This window comes from Methanobacterium formicicum DSM 3637, from assembly GCF_000302455.1.
Classification (GTDB): Archaea; Methanobacteriota; Methanobacteria; order Methanobacteriales; family Methanobacteriaceae; genus Methanobacterium; species Methanobacterium formicicum_A.
In genome coordinates, this window is record NZ_AMPO01000012.1 from 23,564 (window position 1) to 40,124 (window position 16,561).

Annotated in this window: 16 protein-coding genes; 8 read left to right on the forward strand and 8 right to left on the reverse strand. The window is 41.6% G+C overall.

What is annotated here, in order from left to right; all coding sequences use genetic code 11:
- Positions 1-183 precede the first annotated feature (183 nt).
- From A994_RS11510 to A994_RS11545, 8 genes are all read right to left on the reverse strand, one after another.
- Entirely contained in the window at positions 184-693 is a 510-nt protein-coding gene (locus A994_RS11510; RefSeq protein ID WP_004031805.1) for a hypothetical protein, read from the reverse strand.
- A 330-nt stretch (positions 694-1,023) separates the two neighbouring features.
- Complete coding sequence (asd, locus tag A994_RS11515; protein ID WP_004031806.1) at positions 1,024-2,070, reverse strand: aspartate-semialdehyde dehydrogenase; 1,047 nt, start codon at positions 2,068-2,070, stop codon at positions 1,024-1,026.
- Positions 2,071-2,259: 189 nt separating this feature from the next.
- Positions 2,260-3,078, reverse strand: coding sequence for a 4-hydroxy-tetrahydrodipicolinate reductase (gene dapB / locus A994_RS11520; protein WP_004031807.1), 819 nt, complete (start codon positions 3,076-3,078; stop codon positions 2,260-2,262).
- A 286-nt stretch (positions 3,079-3,364) separates the two neighbouring features.
- Positions 3,365-4,255: a 4-hydroxy-tetrahydrodipicolinate synthase gene (dapA, locus tag A994_RS11525; RefSeq protein WP_004031808.1), complete on the reverse strand. Its 891-nt coding sequence runs from the start codon at positions 4,253-4,255 to the stop codon at positions 3,365-3,367.
- Positions 4,252-5,472, reverse strand: a complete 1,221-nt coding sequence (locus A994_RS11530) for an aspartate kinase (protein WP_004031809.1) — start codon at positions 5,470-5,472, stop codon at positions 4,252-4,254. The genes dapA and A994_RS11530 overlap by 4 nt, the downstream gene beginning before the upstream one ends.
- Before the next feature lie 10 nt (positions 5,473-5,482).
- Positions 5,483-5,674 (reverse strand): 30S ribosomal protein S17e, encoded by a 192-nt coding sequence (locus A994_RS11535; RefSeq protein ID WP_004031810.1) that lies wholly within the window; start codon positions 5,672-5,674, stop codon positions 5,483-5,485.
- Entirely contained in the window at positions 5,667-5,972 is a 306-nt protein-coding gene (locus tag A994_RS11540) for a chorismate mutase (RefSeq protein WP_004031811.1), read from the reverse strand. The genes A994_RS11535 and A994_RS11540 overlap by 8 nt, the downstream gene beginning before the upstream one ends.
- Complete coding sequence (locus A994_RS11545; RefSeq protein ID WP_004031813.1) at positions 5,965-6,837, reverse strand: shikimate kinase; 873 nt, start codon at positions 6,835-6,837, stop codon at positions 5,965-5,967. Before A994_RS11545 ends, A994_RS11540 begins: the two co-directional genes overlap by 8 nt.
- A gap of 231 nt (positions 6,838-7,068) precedes the next feature.
- Between A994_RS11545 and A994_RS11550 the strand changes: the two genes are divergently transcribed.
- The 8 genes from A994_RS11550 to A994_RS11585 all read left to right on the forward strand — a co-directional run bounded on the left by A994_RS11550 (position 7,069) and on the right by A994_RS11585 (position 16,373).
- Positions 7,069-7,359, forward strand: coding sequence for an MJ0307 family thioredoxin (locus tag A994_RS11550; protein ID WP_272942744.1), 291 nt, complete (start codon positions 7,069-7,071; stop codon positions 7,357-7,359).
- Positions 7,360-7,433: 74 nt separating this feature from the next.
- A complete protein-coding gene (gene cbiD / locus A994_RS11555; RefSeq protein ID WP_004031815.1) occupies positions 7,434-8,606 on the forward strand; it encodes a cobalt-precorrin-5B (C(1))-methyltransferase CbiD in 1,173 nt (390 codons plus the stop codon).
- Between the two features lie 250 nt (positions 8,607-8,856).
- Positions 8,857-9,918, forward strand: a complete 1,062-nt coding sequence (locus tag A994_RS11560; RefSeq protein ID WP_004031816.1) for a glycosyltransferase — start codon at positions 8,857-8,859, stop codon at positions 9,916-9,918.
- A 232-nt stretch (positions 9,919-10,150) separates the two neighbouring features.
- Positions 10,151-10,642 (forward strand): cyclic pyranopterin monophosphate synthase MoaC, encoded by a 492-nt coding sequence (gene moaC / locus A994_RS11565; protein ID WP_004031817.1) that lies wholly within the window; start codon positions 10,151-10,153, stop codon positions 10,640-10,642.
- Positions 10,639-12,720: a DEAD/DEAH box helicase gene (locus A994_RS11570; RefSeq protein WP_004031818.1), complete on the forward strand. Its 2,082-nt coding sequence runs from the start codon at positions 10,639-10,641 to the stop codon at positions 12,718-12,720. The genes moaC and A994_RS11570 overlap by 4 nt, the downstream gene beginning before the upstream one ends.
- A 66-nt stretch (positions 12,721-12,786) precedes the next feature.
- Positions 12,787-13,314 (forward strand): DUF2115 domain-containing protein, encoded by a 528-nt coding sequence (locus tag A994_RS11575; RefSeq protein ID WP_004031819.1) that lies wholly within the window; start codon positions 12,787-12,789, stop codon positions 13,312-13,314.
- Between the two features lie 112 nt (positions 13,315-13,426).
- A complete protein-coding gene (locus A994_RS11580) occupies positions 13,427-13,975 on the forward strand; it encodes a DUF2115 domain-containing protein (protein ID WP_004031820.1) in 549 nt (182 codons plus the stop codon).
- Between the two features lie 241 nt (positions 13,976-14,216).
- Positions 14,217-16,373 (forward strand): response regulator, encoded by a 2,157-nt coding sequence (locus A994_RS11585; protein WP_004031821.1) that lies wholly within the window; start codon positions 14,217-14,219, stop codon positions 16,371-16,373.
- The last annotated feature ends 188 nt before the right edge of the window (positions 16,374-16,561 follow it).

Genomic DNA, 16,561 nt, shown 5'->3' on the forward strand with positions numbered 1-16,561 from the left:
TAAAAAGGATAGTTGCACCATTGGATAGGTACGTGCACCTTTTGGCTTTTGAAAAGTGGTTATAAAGAGACATTTTTAAAATAGATAATAGACTATTAAAAACTATTAAAATAGAGAATAACAGCCCTATATGTATAAAATTGGATGAATAAATATAATGGAAAATAGATAAGAAAGTATATATTAGTCCTTTTCTATTTTCTGCCACATCACTGTACCTTTATTATTCCTTGAACGGAAGTAACCTTTCCTTTCCAGGTTTCTAAGGGCGTGTTCAAAGTTCTGCAGGGTAAGTTCTGTGAATCCCATATCAATTATCCATTCAAAAAGATTTTCCAGGTTATCCTCTTTATCAGGGAGTAACAGGTAGATATTGGACTGGAAAGAAGTCAGGTCCTTTTTAGGTTTTTGGGTTAACAGTTTGAACTGATTTTTTATCTCCTGCAATTCTTTTATTTTCAGATCTTTTTCTTCCATTTGTTTGAGTAATCCCTGAATCTCATCTTCCTTTTTCTGGATGATTATATCCTGATCTTTTCGTAACTCCTGCAGTTTGCTGTGCTCTAGAACCAGGGACCTGGAAGATTCATTCTGGCACTTTTTAAGCTCGATCTTCAACTTGCTGATCTCTAAAAGGCAGGCTTTAACCAGCTGCCTTAACTGTTCTCTCTCGGTATCCTTCAAAAAGGCCATGTTTATCACTTAGATAGTGGAATTATTATTATCAATACAATCATTAATTCTAATCTTATTTATGCACTAATCTCCTTTTAAGCTTTGAGATATGAATGCATTCAATAATAATCTCCAAGAAAAGAATATTCACACTTTTCAAAATAAAATAAAAATACTAACAAATCTTTGTCAAAAAAAAATCTTAATAAAGTTTTTACTAACTTAATGAAATTTTACTAAGTTAATAAGGTTTTACGATAATAAATAACCTCAAATACATAAAAAAAGGATTCAAATTAAATTATCTGAAAAAATAAGTTAAAGTAGGAGTTAATATTAGTATAACTCCTACATTATCTCTGCAATAAGCTCTGCATTTAATATAGAAGCTCCTGCAGCACCCCTAACCGTATTGTGACCTAAAAGCACGTATTTCAGGCTTTGAGGGAATGTTGGATCCTGCCGGAGTCTGCCCACGGTGACTGCCATTCCTTTTCCCCTCATACGGTCCATGCGCGGTTGGGGCCTGTTTTCCTCTTCCCGGACAATAACTGGGTGTTCTGGGGCAGAGTACAGGTTCAACTTTTGAGGAAGTGCCTGGAAAGTCTGCAGGGATTTTTTAACATCTTCCAGGTTGAATTCTTCATCCATTTCCATGAAAACAGCCTCAGTGTGACCATCCACCACCGGGACCCGGTGGCAGGATGTGCTGACTCCGAAGGTGGCTGGTTCCACATTTTCACCGTCAAAATCACCCAAAAGGTGCAGTGTTTCTGATTCCATTTTTTCTTCTTCCCCACCAATGAATGGTACCAGGTTGTCGATCATAGCCATGGATGGCACTCCATTGTAACCTGCTCCGGAAACTGCCTGCATGGTGGATACATATACTCGGTTGATGTCGAACTGGTCGTATATAGGTTTCAGGGTAAGTACCAGGGCAATGGTGGAACAGTTGGGGTTTGTAACTATGAATCCATCCCATCCCCTATTTTTCTGCTGGATTTCTATGAGATCCAGGTGTTCCGGGTTCACCTCAGGTATGACCAGGGGCACATCCGGTTCCATGCGCATAGCACTGGCATTGGATGCAACTTTCATACCTGCTTCGGCGAATTTGGGCTCAACTATTGCTGCATTTTCTGCAGGTAGTGCCGAGAAAACTATCTCTACATCTTTCACCTGGCTGGGGTCTGTGTCCACTACCACTGTATCCTGCACTGCCTCAGGGATGGGTGTGTCCATGTGCCAGGTCACTGCATCCTGATATTTTTTTCCTGCAGAACGCTGGGAGGCAGTTAGAGCAGTTATCTCAAACTTGGGGTGATCCTCGAGAAGTTGTATAAAACGCTGCCCTACCATTCCTGTTGCACCTAAAATACCTACATTTACCATATAACCACCTTTTAAACCTTTTAATATACTCTTTATTAATACTGTCCATCAACTCTATATAATACTATCACTTCTTTCGATTTTATACTCACATAAATTATGGAATATCATAATTCTGTGGAATACCATAATCCCAGAATATCTACTTCTTTTGATTCGATATTCTTATGTAATAATTATGGAACACTTTCATAATCCCAGAACGTCATCCATATTACTTATCTTACCCTTTTCAGCTGTCACCACGTATCGAATGGCCTTAATTACACCATTGACAAATGCCTGCCTGGTACCGGCACGGTGTACGATTTCCAACCGTTCTCCATCCCCGGCGAATAGAACTGTGTGGTCTCCCACAATGTCTCCACCGCGAACTGCGTGGATCCCGATTTCTTCAGGTGTTCGCTCACCAACCATCCCTTCCCTGCCGTAAACACCCACTTCATCCAGGTTACGGTTTAGAGCTCCGGCTATAAGTTCGGCGGCTTTGACTGCAGTTCCAGATGGTGCGTCTTTTTTGTGCTTGTGGTGTGCTTCGATGATCTCCACATCGTAATCGGTTAGGATGGATGCCAACTCTTCCACTACCTTAAAGAAAACATTCACTCCCACTGCCATGTTAGGGGATATAACTGCCCCTACTTGATTGGTTTCTATGGCGGACTGGTTTGATTTCATCTGTTCCTCGGTGAAACCGGTTGTTCCCACCACCAGATTAACACCAGATTCTGCAGTGGTTTTTATGGTGCCAACTGCTGCTGCTGCAATGGTGAAATCCACCAGTACGTCTGGTTTTTTCGCATTCAGTGTTTCTCTAAGCTTTTCTGCACCCACTATGGGTACGTTAATTGGTCCAATTCCCATGACTTCCCCAACATCTTTCCCCTCCAGGGGAGTGTTAGGGGCTTCAATGGCTGCCACAACCTGCATATCATCCTGTTGGAGGATAGTGTTGATGATCATGGACCCCATTCTTCCACCGGCACCGGTTACTGCCACATTTATCATAATATATCATCTCCTAAAGATTGGTAATTCTCCTAAAGATCCCTAATTTAGTAATTGCCTAAAGAGTGGTAATTCTCCTTAAGATACCTATTTTAGTAATTTCCATAAAGATTGATAATTTCCCCAAAGATCAATAATTTGATAATTCTTCCCTAATTTGATAATTCTCCAAGAATCCTTAAAAAAATAAATAAGAGAAAAATAGGGTGTTATTTTAAAAATCCAATGGCCTGGATCCAGGCAGCTAAAATAGATTTAGTCTTAAAAAGAAGGAAAACTAAACAGTTTAGATCAACTGCAGGTCCAGGAGTACCTTCCTGAGTTTTTCCTGACTTTCTTCTCTTAATGGGACCAGTGGCATGCGAACATGACCTGCCGGTCTACCCATCATGTTGAGTGCTTCCTTGGCTGGAACTGGATTGGACTCAATAAACAGAACCTTCATCAGATCATACAACTCGTAATGAAGATCTTTGGCCCTCTGGAAGTCTCCTTCAATGGCTTTTTTAACCATTTCACTCATTCGTGCCGGGTCAACATTACCCACCACACTGATAACTCCATTACATCCCTGGGATATCATGGGTAAAGTGAGGTTGTCGTTTCCAGATAGGATCAGGAAATCATCCACATCCAGGCTTTTAAGTTTGTGGATGGTCTGGGAAACCTTGTCCAGATCAGGGTTGGCCTCTTTAATGGCTACTATGTTATCCAGCTGGGCTACTTGTCCAATGGTTTCCACATCAATATCCGTCCCGGTACGGGAAGGAACATTGTAGACGATCATGGGAATGTCCACAGATTCAGATAACATTTTGTAGTGTTCATAAAGCCCGTGCTGCTGGGGTTTGTTATAGTAAGGTGTTATTACCAGTGCGTAATCTGCACCGATATCTTCTGCGTATTTCACCAGGTCAAGAGCTTCCTTGGAAGAGTTGCTACCTGCTCCGGCCACTGCGGCTGCCTTACCCTTCACTTCATCAACCAGGATTTCCATCATCTTCTTCTGTTCCTGGTGGGTTATGGTGGCAGACTCACCGGTGGTTCCGGCGGCCAGTAGGCCATTTACACCTCGTTCTAGGAGATAATTCATGTTCTCCCTCATTCCCTCTTCATCCACTTTATCATCGCGGGTGAATGGGGTTACCATAGCAACTGTGGTACCTTCCAATTTCATTCCAAGACTCTCCTTACCATTTCATAAGCTCTCTTACCATCATTCCAGTCTACAAATATAACCACTGATGTCTGACTTGATGAGATTTCCACTATGTTTATTTTATTCTGACGTAACGGTGCGGTGATTTTGGTAATAATACCCGGTGTGTCAATGAAGTCCTGGCTGTTGACGCTGATCATGGCGATCTCACGACCCAGTGACAGGGAACTCATATCCGGACTCTTCACCACCACCTCATGAAGGATTTCATGGGCAGCATCAGCCATTGATTTATCAATGAAAAGGGTTATTGAGTTTTGACCGGTAGAAATACCGTAAATATTAATATTATTATCCTGCAGGGTTTTGGTGAGTTCAGCCAGGATCCCTACTTTGGTCAGGATCTCTTCACCAACCACTGCAATGACTGAAATGGGTTCATTGTTGAGAGTGGTTGATCTTAACATTTTATCCTTTGAGGGACCCATTATATCTGTTCCAGGTGCTGAAAGATCACCGTGCTCAAATCCTATGATTTTGGCATTTATTTTGGGGTCTTTGTAGCGCAGTGCATGGGGATGCAGTACCTGAGCTCCGTGTGTTGCCAGATCTCTCATCTCCTCCACACTGATCTTGTCCAGTTTCCTGGCGGACTGTAGTTTATTGGGATCCGTGGACATCACTCCTCCCACATCGGTGACAATGATCACCTCTTCTGCCTGGAGGCAGTGGCCCATCAGGAAAGCGGTTATATCACTTCCACCCCTTCCCAGGGTGGTGATGTTGCCTTCTTTGTCTTTTCCCAGGAAACCGCAGATAACCGGTATAACTCCCTGATCCAGTAATTTCAGGATCTCCCTGGATCTGATCTCGGTCTCTGCAAAGTCAATTTTAGCATTTAAATAGTTGCTGTCAGTTATAACTGGCCAGAGTTCCATATGAGGATCTATATACTCGGATTTAACACCCAAAGATTCAATGGTGGATGAAAACACCCTTACACTGGTGATTTCTCCCATGGATACTATATCTGCCATCTGTTTCTCGGTTATGGCATCTCCTATAGATTTGTTTACAATTTCCAGGATGTTATCGGTGGTCTTGTTGATGGCTGAAACCACCACCACCACCTTCTTGCCCTGCATGTATTCCTTAACCACTGCACGAGCTGCTTTTTTAATCCTTTTTCCATCTCCGATGGATGTTCCTCCAAACTTGGCCACTATTATTCCCATAGCAACCAACCTAGAAGTAATTATTCTTAACTAATCGAGTCACGTAACCTGCGATTTTGTTTCGCAGATGTTTGGTGCTTACAGTGGAGAATTCCTGCACTAACTTCTTATTTTCATCGAAATCTGTGGTGAATTTACCGGGATAAGTTTCAATCAGCTCTTTGGCTGTTCTTTTAACAAATGATGTTCTAATGTTACCCATGCTTTTTACCTCCTTGAATTTTCTGTTGTTCTTTTTTGCTCAAATCCGTCAGTATCATAGTGATCTGGGTGAGACTGTCTTTATCTATTTCCTGCTCTTTAGCTATTTCTCTGATCTTATGATGGATAAATTCTTCCCTTTCCGGGTCATGAATTTCCATTCCCAGAACTATTTTGGCCTGATAAATATCAGTTGCCAGTGAAGTTCTCTGTTTAATGAGTTTTATTATTTCCTCATCCAGTTTGTCGATCTTTTTCCGAGAACTTTCCAAGAGTTGTAACGCTTCTGCCCTATCCATGGTCAACCACCTTGGTTCCCACATTATCAACCTGAGTTAAAATGACGTTTCCAGGATATGAACTCCATACCTCCTGAACCGGGTCTATATTTTCCTCGGGAACAATGGCCACAAATGAAGGACCAGTTCCTGAAAGACCAGCGGCCAGTGCACCAGAATTTAATGCATCCAGAGCAATTCCCGCATCAAAACCTAAAGCAGCACTATATAACATTCCATTTAAGGTTAGGGCTTCGTAAATATTCCCTTTCAGTGCTTCCTGGAATGCGAGTTTTACCCAGGGTGCCAGGAGTTTCATTCTACCTACATCAGATTGGGCAGTAGGTGACTTTCTATTGGGCATATATATTAATATATTTTGCTCCTCCATGTTGCCATGGTGGAAGATCTCCCTCCGTGAATTGTGGGTGATGGTAAGACCCCCCATGAAAGAAGCACTGGCATCATCAAATGCACCGGTGATGGTAACACCAGCCTCCAGGGAAGCATCAATTGCCAGGTTAAGTACATCTAAATCGTTTAAGCTATCTTGAGGAACCACTCCATCATTCACCAGAGCCTGGTATGTGGCCAGTACCACTGCATTGGAGGTTGCACTGCTACTGGAAAGTCCAGAAGCCATTGGTAAAGTGGAACTGGTCTTAATATGGATCCCTGTATTTACATTAAATTTTTCCAGCACATTATTTACACATATCTCCATGAGTGTGGTGTCAACATCTCTATCTACTTTGAATGTTCTTTTTGATGAATTTAAACTGGCTTCTGCCGTTACATAAAGCTTTATACCAAATGCAGATCCACAACCGGTAGATATGGCATTAATTACCGTGGCTGACCCGGGGGATCGGACAATTGCTTTCAAATTATCACCTGTGAGAGCTTAACTCTGTTTGTGTATTGCACTATTTTATATAATAGAAATAAAAAGACTAATAAATACATCGATGATGAGAATAAAAAATAGAAAAGAATTAATAAAATCAAATTATCATCCAAAATAAATAACCCATCCCAAATTTTATAAAATTAGAAATCTATCATAAAAAAGAATTTAAATAAACAAGCATAAAAATTAAAAATGTAAGTTAATATTATAGTTTTAAAAAATGAGGTGAAAAATATGGTTGTTAAAGTAGAAGTATTCACATCTCCTTCATGTCCCTACTGTCCCATGGCTATTGAAGTTGTAAACGAAGTTGAAAAAGACATGCCAGGTACTCTGGAAGTTGAAAAAATTGACATCATGGTTGACCGGGATAAAGCAGTTGAATACGGCCTCATGGCAGTACCAGCCATTGCCTTAAATGGAGTAGTACGTTTTGTAGGTGCTCCAAGTAAAGAAGAACTGGTAAAAGCCATAGAAGAAGAAAAAACCGGTAAATAATTTTATTTTTATCATTTTACGAATGATTATGAGATATTAGTTAATAAATGATTACAAGAAGATTATTAAGTAATATGGAAAAAAATCATTCCCTTCAAAAATACCAGAATACTCCTGAACTTAATTCTAAACATGGTAGGGGGAATCAGTCATCTCCCCCATCTGTTTCTTTTCCAGTTGACAGTGAAAGTTATGGAATCACCACTGGAAGTGCAGCCACTGCCGCAGCCTTAGCCGCACTCTTATCCATAAAAGGAAAGGTTTCCCAGGTTAATATCAAAACACCAATGGGTTGTCTGGATATTTCGGTTAAATCTTCTCAAAAAATTGATGACTATTCTGGAAGGGCTTCAGTGGTGAAAATGCCCTACCATGACCCGGATGTCACCATCAACCTGGAAGTTCAGGCAGAAGTCCATCTTCAAGATAAACCCGATATTACCATCATTGGTGGAGAGGGAGTAGGTAGGATAACCAAACCAGGATTACAGCTACCAGTGGGAGAAGTAGCCATAAACCCGGTTCCCAGAGAGATGATCAGGTCCAATCTGGAGGATGCACTGCCATCATGTAAAGGTGCCATAGTTAAAATTATCATACCTGATGGTCGAGAGATTGCCCATAGGACTATGAATCCACGTCTGGGTATTGTGGATGGCATATCCGTACTTGGAACCACTGGTATTGCCCGTTCCATGAATTCGGAGAGTTTCGAGAAGTCCAAAAAATGCCAGCTGGATGTGGCACTGGCTGAAGGATACCAGCAACTGGTTTTCGTACCAGGTAATATTGGGGAAAAACTTGCCCTGAAGTTGCTGGACGTAGAATATGACCAGATCATCCAGATGGGTAACCTGGTGGGTTACATGTTAGATGAGGCCAGGAAAAGTAATATATCCAGTTTGATTCTTTTAGGACATGCAGGTAAACTGGTTAAAATAGCCGGTGGCATCTTTCAAACGGAACATCGCCTGGCAGATGGACGTCGTGAGATCATCACTACCCACACCGGACTTGCAGGTGGAGATAGGAAGACTATGGAAGAAGTTTACAGATCAAACACCACCGAGGATATGATGGGCATCCTGGAAAGAGAAGGACTGCTTGTGAAAGTTTTCAACTCAATTGCCATCTCCATTCAAGAGCGCTGCCAGGAAAGATTTGATATAACACCAGAAGTACTTATTCTGAAAATGGATGGCACTTTACTCAACAGTAACCACCAGGTTGAACTAAAAACTTCTTAAATTTTTGTTTATTTATAATACCTAATTTTATCATATTTTATGATGGAGATTAATTTATCTATTAATCGAAAAGGATGTTTTTAAGTACTTATAGATGCTATAAGAACTTAAAGATGTATAAAAATGAAAATAGATTTTATTTATTAAAAACATTTTAGTTGATAATTAAAAACATTTTAATGGATTATTAAATGATTTATTAATTAATTTAGGTAAATCTCATAGTATTAGATAATTTTATGGTGAAATCATGCGTGTGTGCTTACTAGGACAATACCCACCCCATATTGGAGGTGTTTCATCCCATACTTATCTCCTCTCCAGGGAACTTGTAAAAAGAGGGGATGAAGTTTACGTGTTAACTTATCCTCACCCAGATGTTAAAGATATTGGTGGGGTGAAGGTGGAAACTGCCTTCGCACCTAATATCAAGGGATTAAGGGGTTTATTTTTCTTCATATCTTCATTTTTCAAACTTATCAGCATGGTACGCCGTTTCAATATCGAATTAATCCACGCTCACTTCCTTCTACCACCTGGACTTATAGGAGTATGTGTGGGGTCACTTCTTGGGAAAAAAACGGCAGTGACTGCTCATGGCTCTGACCTTATGATACAGGCTAAAAATCCAGTCCTCAGGAGTATGATTAAGTTTGTTCTAAAAAAAGCAGATTACGTGTTGGTGGTGAACCAGACACTTAAGGATAAAGTGCTAGAGTTGGGCATAAATCAGGAGAAGGTTTATATAACTCCCAATGCCGTGGATGTGGAAAAATTCAACCCCAAAAAGAAGGAACTACCATCCGACATAAAGATAAGTCATGAAAAGCCTGTAATATTATTTGTAGGTAACCTGGTATATCAGAAGGGGGTTAAATATCTTCTGGAAGCTAAGAAGTTAATGAAAACTGATGCAGAACTGGTGATTGTGGGTGATGGTCCACTACGCCCTGAACTGGAGCTGAAAGTACCTGATGAAAAGATCCAGGATGTAGTTTTCACAGGTGCCCGTAGGGATGTGGATAATATTATGCCATCAGGTACTGTTTTTGTTCTACCCAGCATATCCGAAGGATTCCCCATCACAATCTTGGAAGCAATGGCCAGTGGCCTGCCAGTAGTAGCCACCAATGTGGGTGGAATCAGTGAAGTGATGAATGAACAGGTGGGCATAATGGTTAACCCATCCAGCCCCACTGAACTGGCCAGTGCACTGGATAAAATACTGGAAAATAAAGCATTAAGGAATGGTATGGGTGTTGCGGCCAGGGAACAGGCCCTGGGATACAGTAAAGTTCAGATACCTTACTAATTCCAAAATACCTTACTAATTCCATTTATTATAGATTCAATTATTATTTATCACTAGCTCTATCCCAACAGTATAATTATAGATTTAACTCACCTATACTTTAGGAACTCACCTATAGTTTAGGAATGATCAGACTTAACAGATAGGATCAGATTAACAAATTAGGAATTAAATCAGACTTAACAATTATGAATAAATCAGATTTAATAAATAAAACTGGAGAGTAATGGATATGGATGAAAAAGAATTCACACATCTTACCCAGAGTGGGGTGCACATGGTGGAAGTGGGAGATAAACCAGTTATCAAACGAACCGCACTTGCCAGGGGAAAAATAAAGTTAACCCCTGAAACTATCCACCTCATTGAAAAAGGGGAGGTTAAAAAGGGTAACGTGCTCACCACTGCCCAGATAGCAGCCATCCAGGCAGTTAAATCCACTTCCCAGATGATACCCCTATGCCATCCCATACCCATTGGTGGTGTGGAAGTGGAATTTTGTGTGAATCATGATTCTATTGAGATTACAGTGAATGTGAGCAGCACCGGGAAAACCGGAGTGGAGATGGAAGCCATCACCGGAGTTAGTGTGGGTCTTTTGACCATATGGGACATGGTTAAAAGTGTGGAAAAGGATGAAAATGGACAGTACCCTTCCACTCGCATCACTGACATTGAAGTAATTAAAAAGGAAAAAATTAAAATTAAACTAGAGGAAATATGAGTCTTGAATCCGTGGATCCAACCATCAGAAAGATAGTGCATGATTCTTATCCCCAGATTGAGGAGCTTAACCCTGCCCAGAAAGCAGTGGTGGATGCCGGGCTGTTGGATGAGAAAGAAAATTACATCATCGCTATTCCCACTGCCAGTGGTAAAACTCTCCTGGGTGTTCTGGCAGCCCTGCGCACCATACTCGATGGAGGTAAAGTGGTTTATGCAGTGCCACTTTTGTCCATTCAGAATGAAAAGGTTAAGGAATTTAAAAAATTTGAAGAACACGGTATCAAAGTGGGTAAACACCCCTCCTCATCAGACCTGGCAGTGATGGTATTTGAATCCTACGATGCCCTGACCCGTTTCAACTGGAACACCCTCTCCGAGGTGGATCTTCTCATAGTTGACGAGTTTCACATGATCGGGGAGTACAGCAGGGGCCCCACCATAGAATGTGCCATAACCCGTTCCCGCCTCCTAAACCCCGGGATGAGGTTAATTGCCCTGTCTGCTACCCTCCAGAATATGGAGGAGCTTTCCACCTGGTTAGGTGCCAGGGTGGTGGAACACGACTACCGACCAGTACCACTTTTTAAGGAAGTTCTCAACACCGAGGAGTACGGTACCAAGAACAAAAACGATGTTATTCTTCGCATTCTTAAGGATTCCATGGATGAATCCAGTCAGGCTCTGGTCTTTGTTTCCACACGCCGTTTCACTGAATCACTGGCCAATTACCTGGCGGGTAAGATCAAAAAGAGTCTACCTGCAGATAAAAGGAAGGATTTCAAGAAGGTGGCTGAGAAGATACTGGATGTTCCCCGCAGGAGGGGATCACTACCCACAGAGGTGTGCCTGAAACTGGCAGAATGTGCTGAAAAAGGGATGGCATTCCACCATGCAGGACTTTTCGACCGGCAAAAGGAGATCATTGAGGAGGAATTCCGTGCCGGGAACCTTCTGATGATCACCGCCACCCCCAGTCTGATGTACGGGGTGAACCTCCCCTCTAAAAATGTTGTAATCCGTGATTACACCCGCTGGACCAGCCAGGGACCCCAACCCATACCAGTTTTTGATTACCTACAGATGTCTGGCCGTGCCGGGCGTCCAGGATATGATAAAGAGGGTTATTCTTACCTGATTGGTAAGACCTTATCAGAAGCTGAGCAACTCCAGTACCAGTACATCTACGGGGAAATTGAAGCCACCAACTCCAAGCTACTGGAAAACAGGGATGCAGTTTACCGTCAGATCATATCCCAGGTAGCAGCAGGGATGGCTCGAAACCTGGAGGAACTTATGGAATTTTTCCAGAACACGTTTTCCGGTTTCCAGATGAGTCACTCGCAATTCACATCCTTATTCGCCTCAGACACTATCCAGTTTCAGATTAAGGAGGCACTGGAGTTTCTCACAGAACACGGGATGATCCAGGCAGTCCCGGATGGTCTGCGGGCCACTGCATTTGGTATGTTAGTTGCCAAGAGCAACTACGCAGTGCAGACTGCGGTGCGTCTTAAGGAATTCGCCCGTTCTGGTGGGGAAGTTGACATGTCCCGCCTGGTATACGAGATATGCCGCACCCCTGATCTGATCCCCATCTCATTTAAGGGCCGCAAAAGCCGGGACCCTGTCCGGGACCGGTTGAACAGGTCAGGTCTGTTTGTGGTGGATGTGGGTAATGATGAAGCTACTACTGCCACCCTCATGGAGTGGATGGATGAACGGAGCGAGTATGAGATTGAAAATGCCTTCAATGTCTACGCTGCATCCACCAGACGAGCAGCCTACGAGGCATCCCAGCTGGTGAAATTCCACCGGGAGATATGCCAGGTTCTGGGTATTTACACTGGACTGGATGCCATGGATATCCTTACTGCCAGACTTTACTACGGTGTGAAAGAGGAGTTACTTCCACTGGTGGTGGGGATCAAACGCCTGGGCCGCAGACGTGCCAGGGCTCTGGTAGATGCCTTTGGAACAGACCTTCGCTATGTGTCCCGTGAAGAACTACTTCGAATTGAAGGAATAGGACCTAAAACAGCTGAAAATATACTTAAAAAGTATCATGCACATGATTAGCCCATGATACCAGTACAAACCTAAATTATAAAGAAACCCCAGGAATATCAAAGAATAAAAAAAACCATGATCATCAAAGAACTGGACTTCTCCCAGAAGATATCAAAAAATGATCTCTTGGAGGCGCTTAAGGGTGAAGCAAACCAGGTGCACATAAATGACTTCATCAAAACTTGTAGCTTCCTCAAGAAGAATATGGAACATGTCCATCCACATTATCAGGAAGAATACATTAAAATGTACACCGAAGGTTATTTAAAGGGCTACATTGATGTTAAAAAAGATATAACTTCCTATTCAGGACTGGTTGATGTTGCTGAATTGGCAGAAGCCATACATCTGCTGCAAAAACAGGAAAAACTAATGGAAGCAGAGTATGGTAAAAATCGATCATTCAAGCCTTACATGATCATGTCCCTTTACACCACTTTCATACTGGAAGAACCAGTCCACCCAGTGGATACACCATTCCCCGGGGGTTTGAAGGTGCGTAAAGACCAGGATATTTATTATTGCCCAGTCAAAGAAAATAATGAAGACAATCCCCTGGCGGTATGTGGTTTCTGCATTGCCCTACAGGAACCAAGTATGTAAAATACCTGATAAAACCAAGTATGTAGAATGAACCTGATAAAAAACCACCCCCAAAACACCTAGAATAATTCAATGACACTGATAAAATAAAAGGAATAGCCTGGTGATAACTATGGCCAATAAACTTAGTGAAATGGATTTCAACCAGGAAATAAGTAAAGATTATCTTTTTAAAGTTTTAAAAAACGAAGCACGTTCCATCCATATTCAAGATATTATGAGGGGATCCAATTTCCTTAAAGAGGATGTGAAGTTCATGCCTCCTCAGGAAAGGGATGATATCATATCCAGATTCACCAAGGCATTATTTGTCCGTATTAAAAATATAAAGGACGACCGTTCTAATTATTCCGGTTACGTTGATTCTTATAAGCTTCAAAATTTCTTGAAGATTCAGAATGAGAATATCAAAAATTCCCAGAGTCTTGATGAAAAATGTTTCTATATTATCGCCCGGGTGGTCAGCACCTACACTGCCTTTGTAAAAGAAGAACCCATCCATCCACTGGGCACCCGTTTCCCAGGTGGTTTCACCCTGCGACTGGTTGAGGGTGTTTACCTGTGTCCAGTGAAGGATAAACAGCAGGATACTCCCAGTGCACTGTGCCGATTCTGCGTTTCAGTGCAGGATAAGAGTGTAGATGAAAAACATAACCCCTAATTTATCAAATGTTTTTATTCCTATTTTAATAAAATAATAGTAACAAACAATTACTGAATTTACAAAAAATTGTTTTTCTAGTAGTTTTCTAGTATCATCTTGAAAATATGAAGAAATGAAAAAAGGGAATAAAAAAATGAAAAAGAGGATAAAAACTATTTAAATTAAATAACAAAGAATTTGTAAGCTATTTTGTTTAATATATTAAAAACAGTTTTAACAGCTATTTGGAGTGCACAATATGGAACCGGCATCAGTAATTATCGTGGAAGATGAAAAAATAACTGCCATGGATCTGAAGCAGAAACTGATTAACATTGGTTTTAAAGTTCCAGCCATCGCTTCCAATGGAGAAGATGCAGTTAACACCGTGGCGGAGCTAAGACCAGATGTAGTGCTTATGGATATTGTTCTGCAGGGGGAGATGGATGGAATCCAGGCTGCACAGAAAATAAGCTCCCTGGACATACCAGTGATATTTTTAACAGCCTATTCAGATGATAAGACCTTACAAAGGGCTAAAACTACCAGTCCTTACGGTTATATTATTAAACCTTACCCTGATAAAGAACTAGAGCTGGTACTTGAAACCACTATCCAGAAACACCGGGAATACCGTGAAAAGATTGAATTAATACGTTATACCGGCCTGGGCGAAGGAGTGCCTGTGACCAGTCCTGATGAAGAGGTTTCATGGGAGGAACGTCCAAAGATACTGATTGTGGAAGATGAGATCATCACCGCCATGGACCTTGCTGCCCAGTTGGGGGAGATGGGTTATCTGGTGATGGATACAGTGACCAATGGCAGGGAAGCTATTCAAAAAGCAGAGTTATTCCGTCCTGATCTGATACTGATGGATATCGTGCTCAGCGGAGAACTGGATGGTATAAATGTTGCTGAACACATACAGGACCTGGACATACCAGTGGTTTACCTCAGTGCTTACACCGATGATTCAACAGTAACAAGGGCTCTTAAAACATCTCCTTATGGTTATCTGTCCAAACCTTACCAGATTGATGAACTTTACAGTACCCTGGAAACTGCCCTGCAACAACACAAATCAGAGCTTGAGAAGATAAAAGAGATGGATAATAAGATCAGTGTTAAGGAAGAGGAGATGGTAATTGAAAAAACAGCGGTATTCTTCATCAGCGCCATTATTCTTTCATTGATTGTTTACAGTCTGGCCACCAGAAGTATGACCTGGCTCATGTATCTCTTATTCATCCCTGCTATCTACAACCTTTTCATTGTCACCGTCAGTTTAAAGAAACCTTCACCGGCTTTAGGAGTGGAACTTCCATTTATCAGCATTCTCATCCCTGCACACAATGAAGAGTTCACCATTGAGCGGTGCGTTCGTTCACTGGCTGAATTAGATTACTATAAAGATGGAAAGCGCAACTATGAGATCATTGTGATTAACGATGGCTCCACTGACCAGACTGGTCAGGTTCTAAGCCCACTAAAAAAAGAATTCAATTTTCTGCGTATTGTAACCCGCAAAGCGCCAAGGGCAGGTAAAGGTAAAGGATACGTACTTAACGATGGTGTGAGAATATGTCAAGGTGAAGTTATCGCTGTTTTTGATGCTGACGCCCGGTTAGAACCTGATTTTCTCAGTAAAATCGTCCCATATCTTGATGATGACGATGTGGCAGGAGTACAGGCCAGGGTACGTATGTACAACGCTGACCGAAATCTGCTCACCAAGATGCAGGAGGTTGAATTTTCCATTTTTGGTAATGTCATTCTCAGGGCACGGGATGTAATGGACAAATCTGGATTCCTGGGAGGTAATGGGCAGTTAACCCGGAAGAAATTTGTAGAGGATATTGAGGGATGGGATGGTTTTGCAGTTACCGAAGACTTGAACATGAGTATTAAACTGATACTGGACGGTCATAAAATACGTTACTGCTCTGAAGCAGTAGTTTGGCAGGAAGCAGTTCCCCAGTGGAAGCCTTTCTTCAGGCAGAGAGTTCGTTGGGCCACAGGAAATCTTGAAACATTATTCGTGTACCTGGCCCCAATTATAGATGCGAAAATCCCCGTCTACAAAAAAATAGATTCCATACAGTACCTGGTTTTCCTCCTGTTCACCGTATTTGTGATGCTGGGATACATTGTAGCCATAATGAATTTAGGGAATGTGGTACGCTTTGCAATGGAAGCTCCGGTGATCATTGGATTAATATCTACAGTAGCCTTCTTCCCAGGGGTTCTTTTGGGGATCAGACGGGATAAAGTTGGAATTTTAAGGTCACTGGTTCGGGCAGTGGAATACTGGGCTTACTGTCTTTATCTGATACCACTCTTCTTTGCTGCTTTTATTCATATTTTAACCCGTAAAGAGAGAAGATGGGCTAAAACTAAACATACCGGCGAATGACCTTATAAAACGGAATGTATAGAATTATAACATTATAAAATAGATTCTAAAAACAGTGAATATGATAAATAATCATATAAACGACAATTAGGAGTATAATGGGGGGATTATCATCAATGATAAATTTAATGATGAAGATCAGATTATTTCCCGTGAATATCATGCTGAACTGGACGAAATCCGGGAAA

What these genes read in the sequence shown, in the direction of transcription:
- A994_RS11570 (WP_004031818.1), top strand. Translation starts at nt 10,639, where the DNA reads ATGAGTCTTGAATCCGTGGATCCAACCATCAGAAAGATAGTGCATGAT.
- A994_RS11510 (WP_004031805.1), bottom strand. Translation starts at nt 693, where the DNA reads ATGGCCTTTTTGAAGGATACCGAGAGAGAACAGTTAAGGCAGCTGGTT.
- A994_RS11575 (WP_004031819.1), top strand. Translation starts at nt 12,787, where the DNA reads ATGATCATCAAAGAACTGGACTTCTCCCAGAAGATATCAAAAAATGAT.
- cbiD (WP_004031815.1), top strand. Translation starts at nt 7,434, where the DNA reads ATGGAAAAAAATCATTCCCTTCAAAAATACCAGAATACTCCTGAACTT.
- A994_RS11580 (WP_004031820.1), top strand. Translation starts at nt 13,427, where the DNA reads ATGGCCAATAAACTTAGTGAAATGGATTTCAACCAGGAAATAAGTAAA.
- dapA (WP_004031808.1), bottom strand. Translation starts at nt 4,255, where the DNA reads ATGAAATTGGAAGGTACCACAGTTGCTATGGTAACCCCATTCACCCGC.
- dapB (WP_004031807.1), bottom strand. Translation starts at nt 3,078, where the DNA reads ATGATAAATGTGGCAGTAACCGGTGCCGGTGGAAGAATGGGGTCCATG.
- A994_RS11585 (WP_004031821.1), top strand. Translation starts at nt 14,217, where the DNA reads ATGGAACCGGCATCAGTAATTATCGTGGAAGATGAAAAAATAACTGCC.
- A994_RS11560 (WP_004031816.1), top strand. Translation starts at nt 8,857, where the DNA reads ATGCGTGTGTGCTTACTAGGACAATACCCACCCCATATTGGAGGTGTT.
- moaC (WP_004031817.1), top strand. Translation starts at nt 10,151, where the DNA reads ATGGATGAAAAAGAATTCACACATCTTACCCAGAGTGGGGTGCACATG.
- A994_RS11535 (WP_004031810.1), bottom strand. Translation starts at nt 5,674, where the DNA reads ATGGGTAACATTAGAACATCATTTGTTAAAAGAACAGCCAAAGAGCTG.
- A994_RS11530 (WP_004031809.1), bottom strand. Translation starts at nt 5,472, where the DNA reads ATGGGAATAATAGTGGCCAAGTTTGGAGGAACATCCATCGGAGATGGA.
- asd (WP_004031806.1), bottom strand. Translation starts at nt 2,070, where the DNA reads ATGGTAAATGTAGGTATTTTAGGTGCAACAGGAATGGTAGGGCAGCGT.
- A994_RS11540 (WP_004031811.1), bottom strand. Translation starts at nt 5,972, where the DNA reads ATGGATAGGGCAGAAGCGTTACAACTCTTGGAAAGTTCTCGGAAAAAG.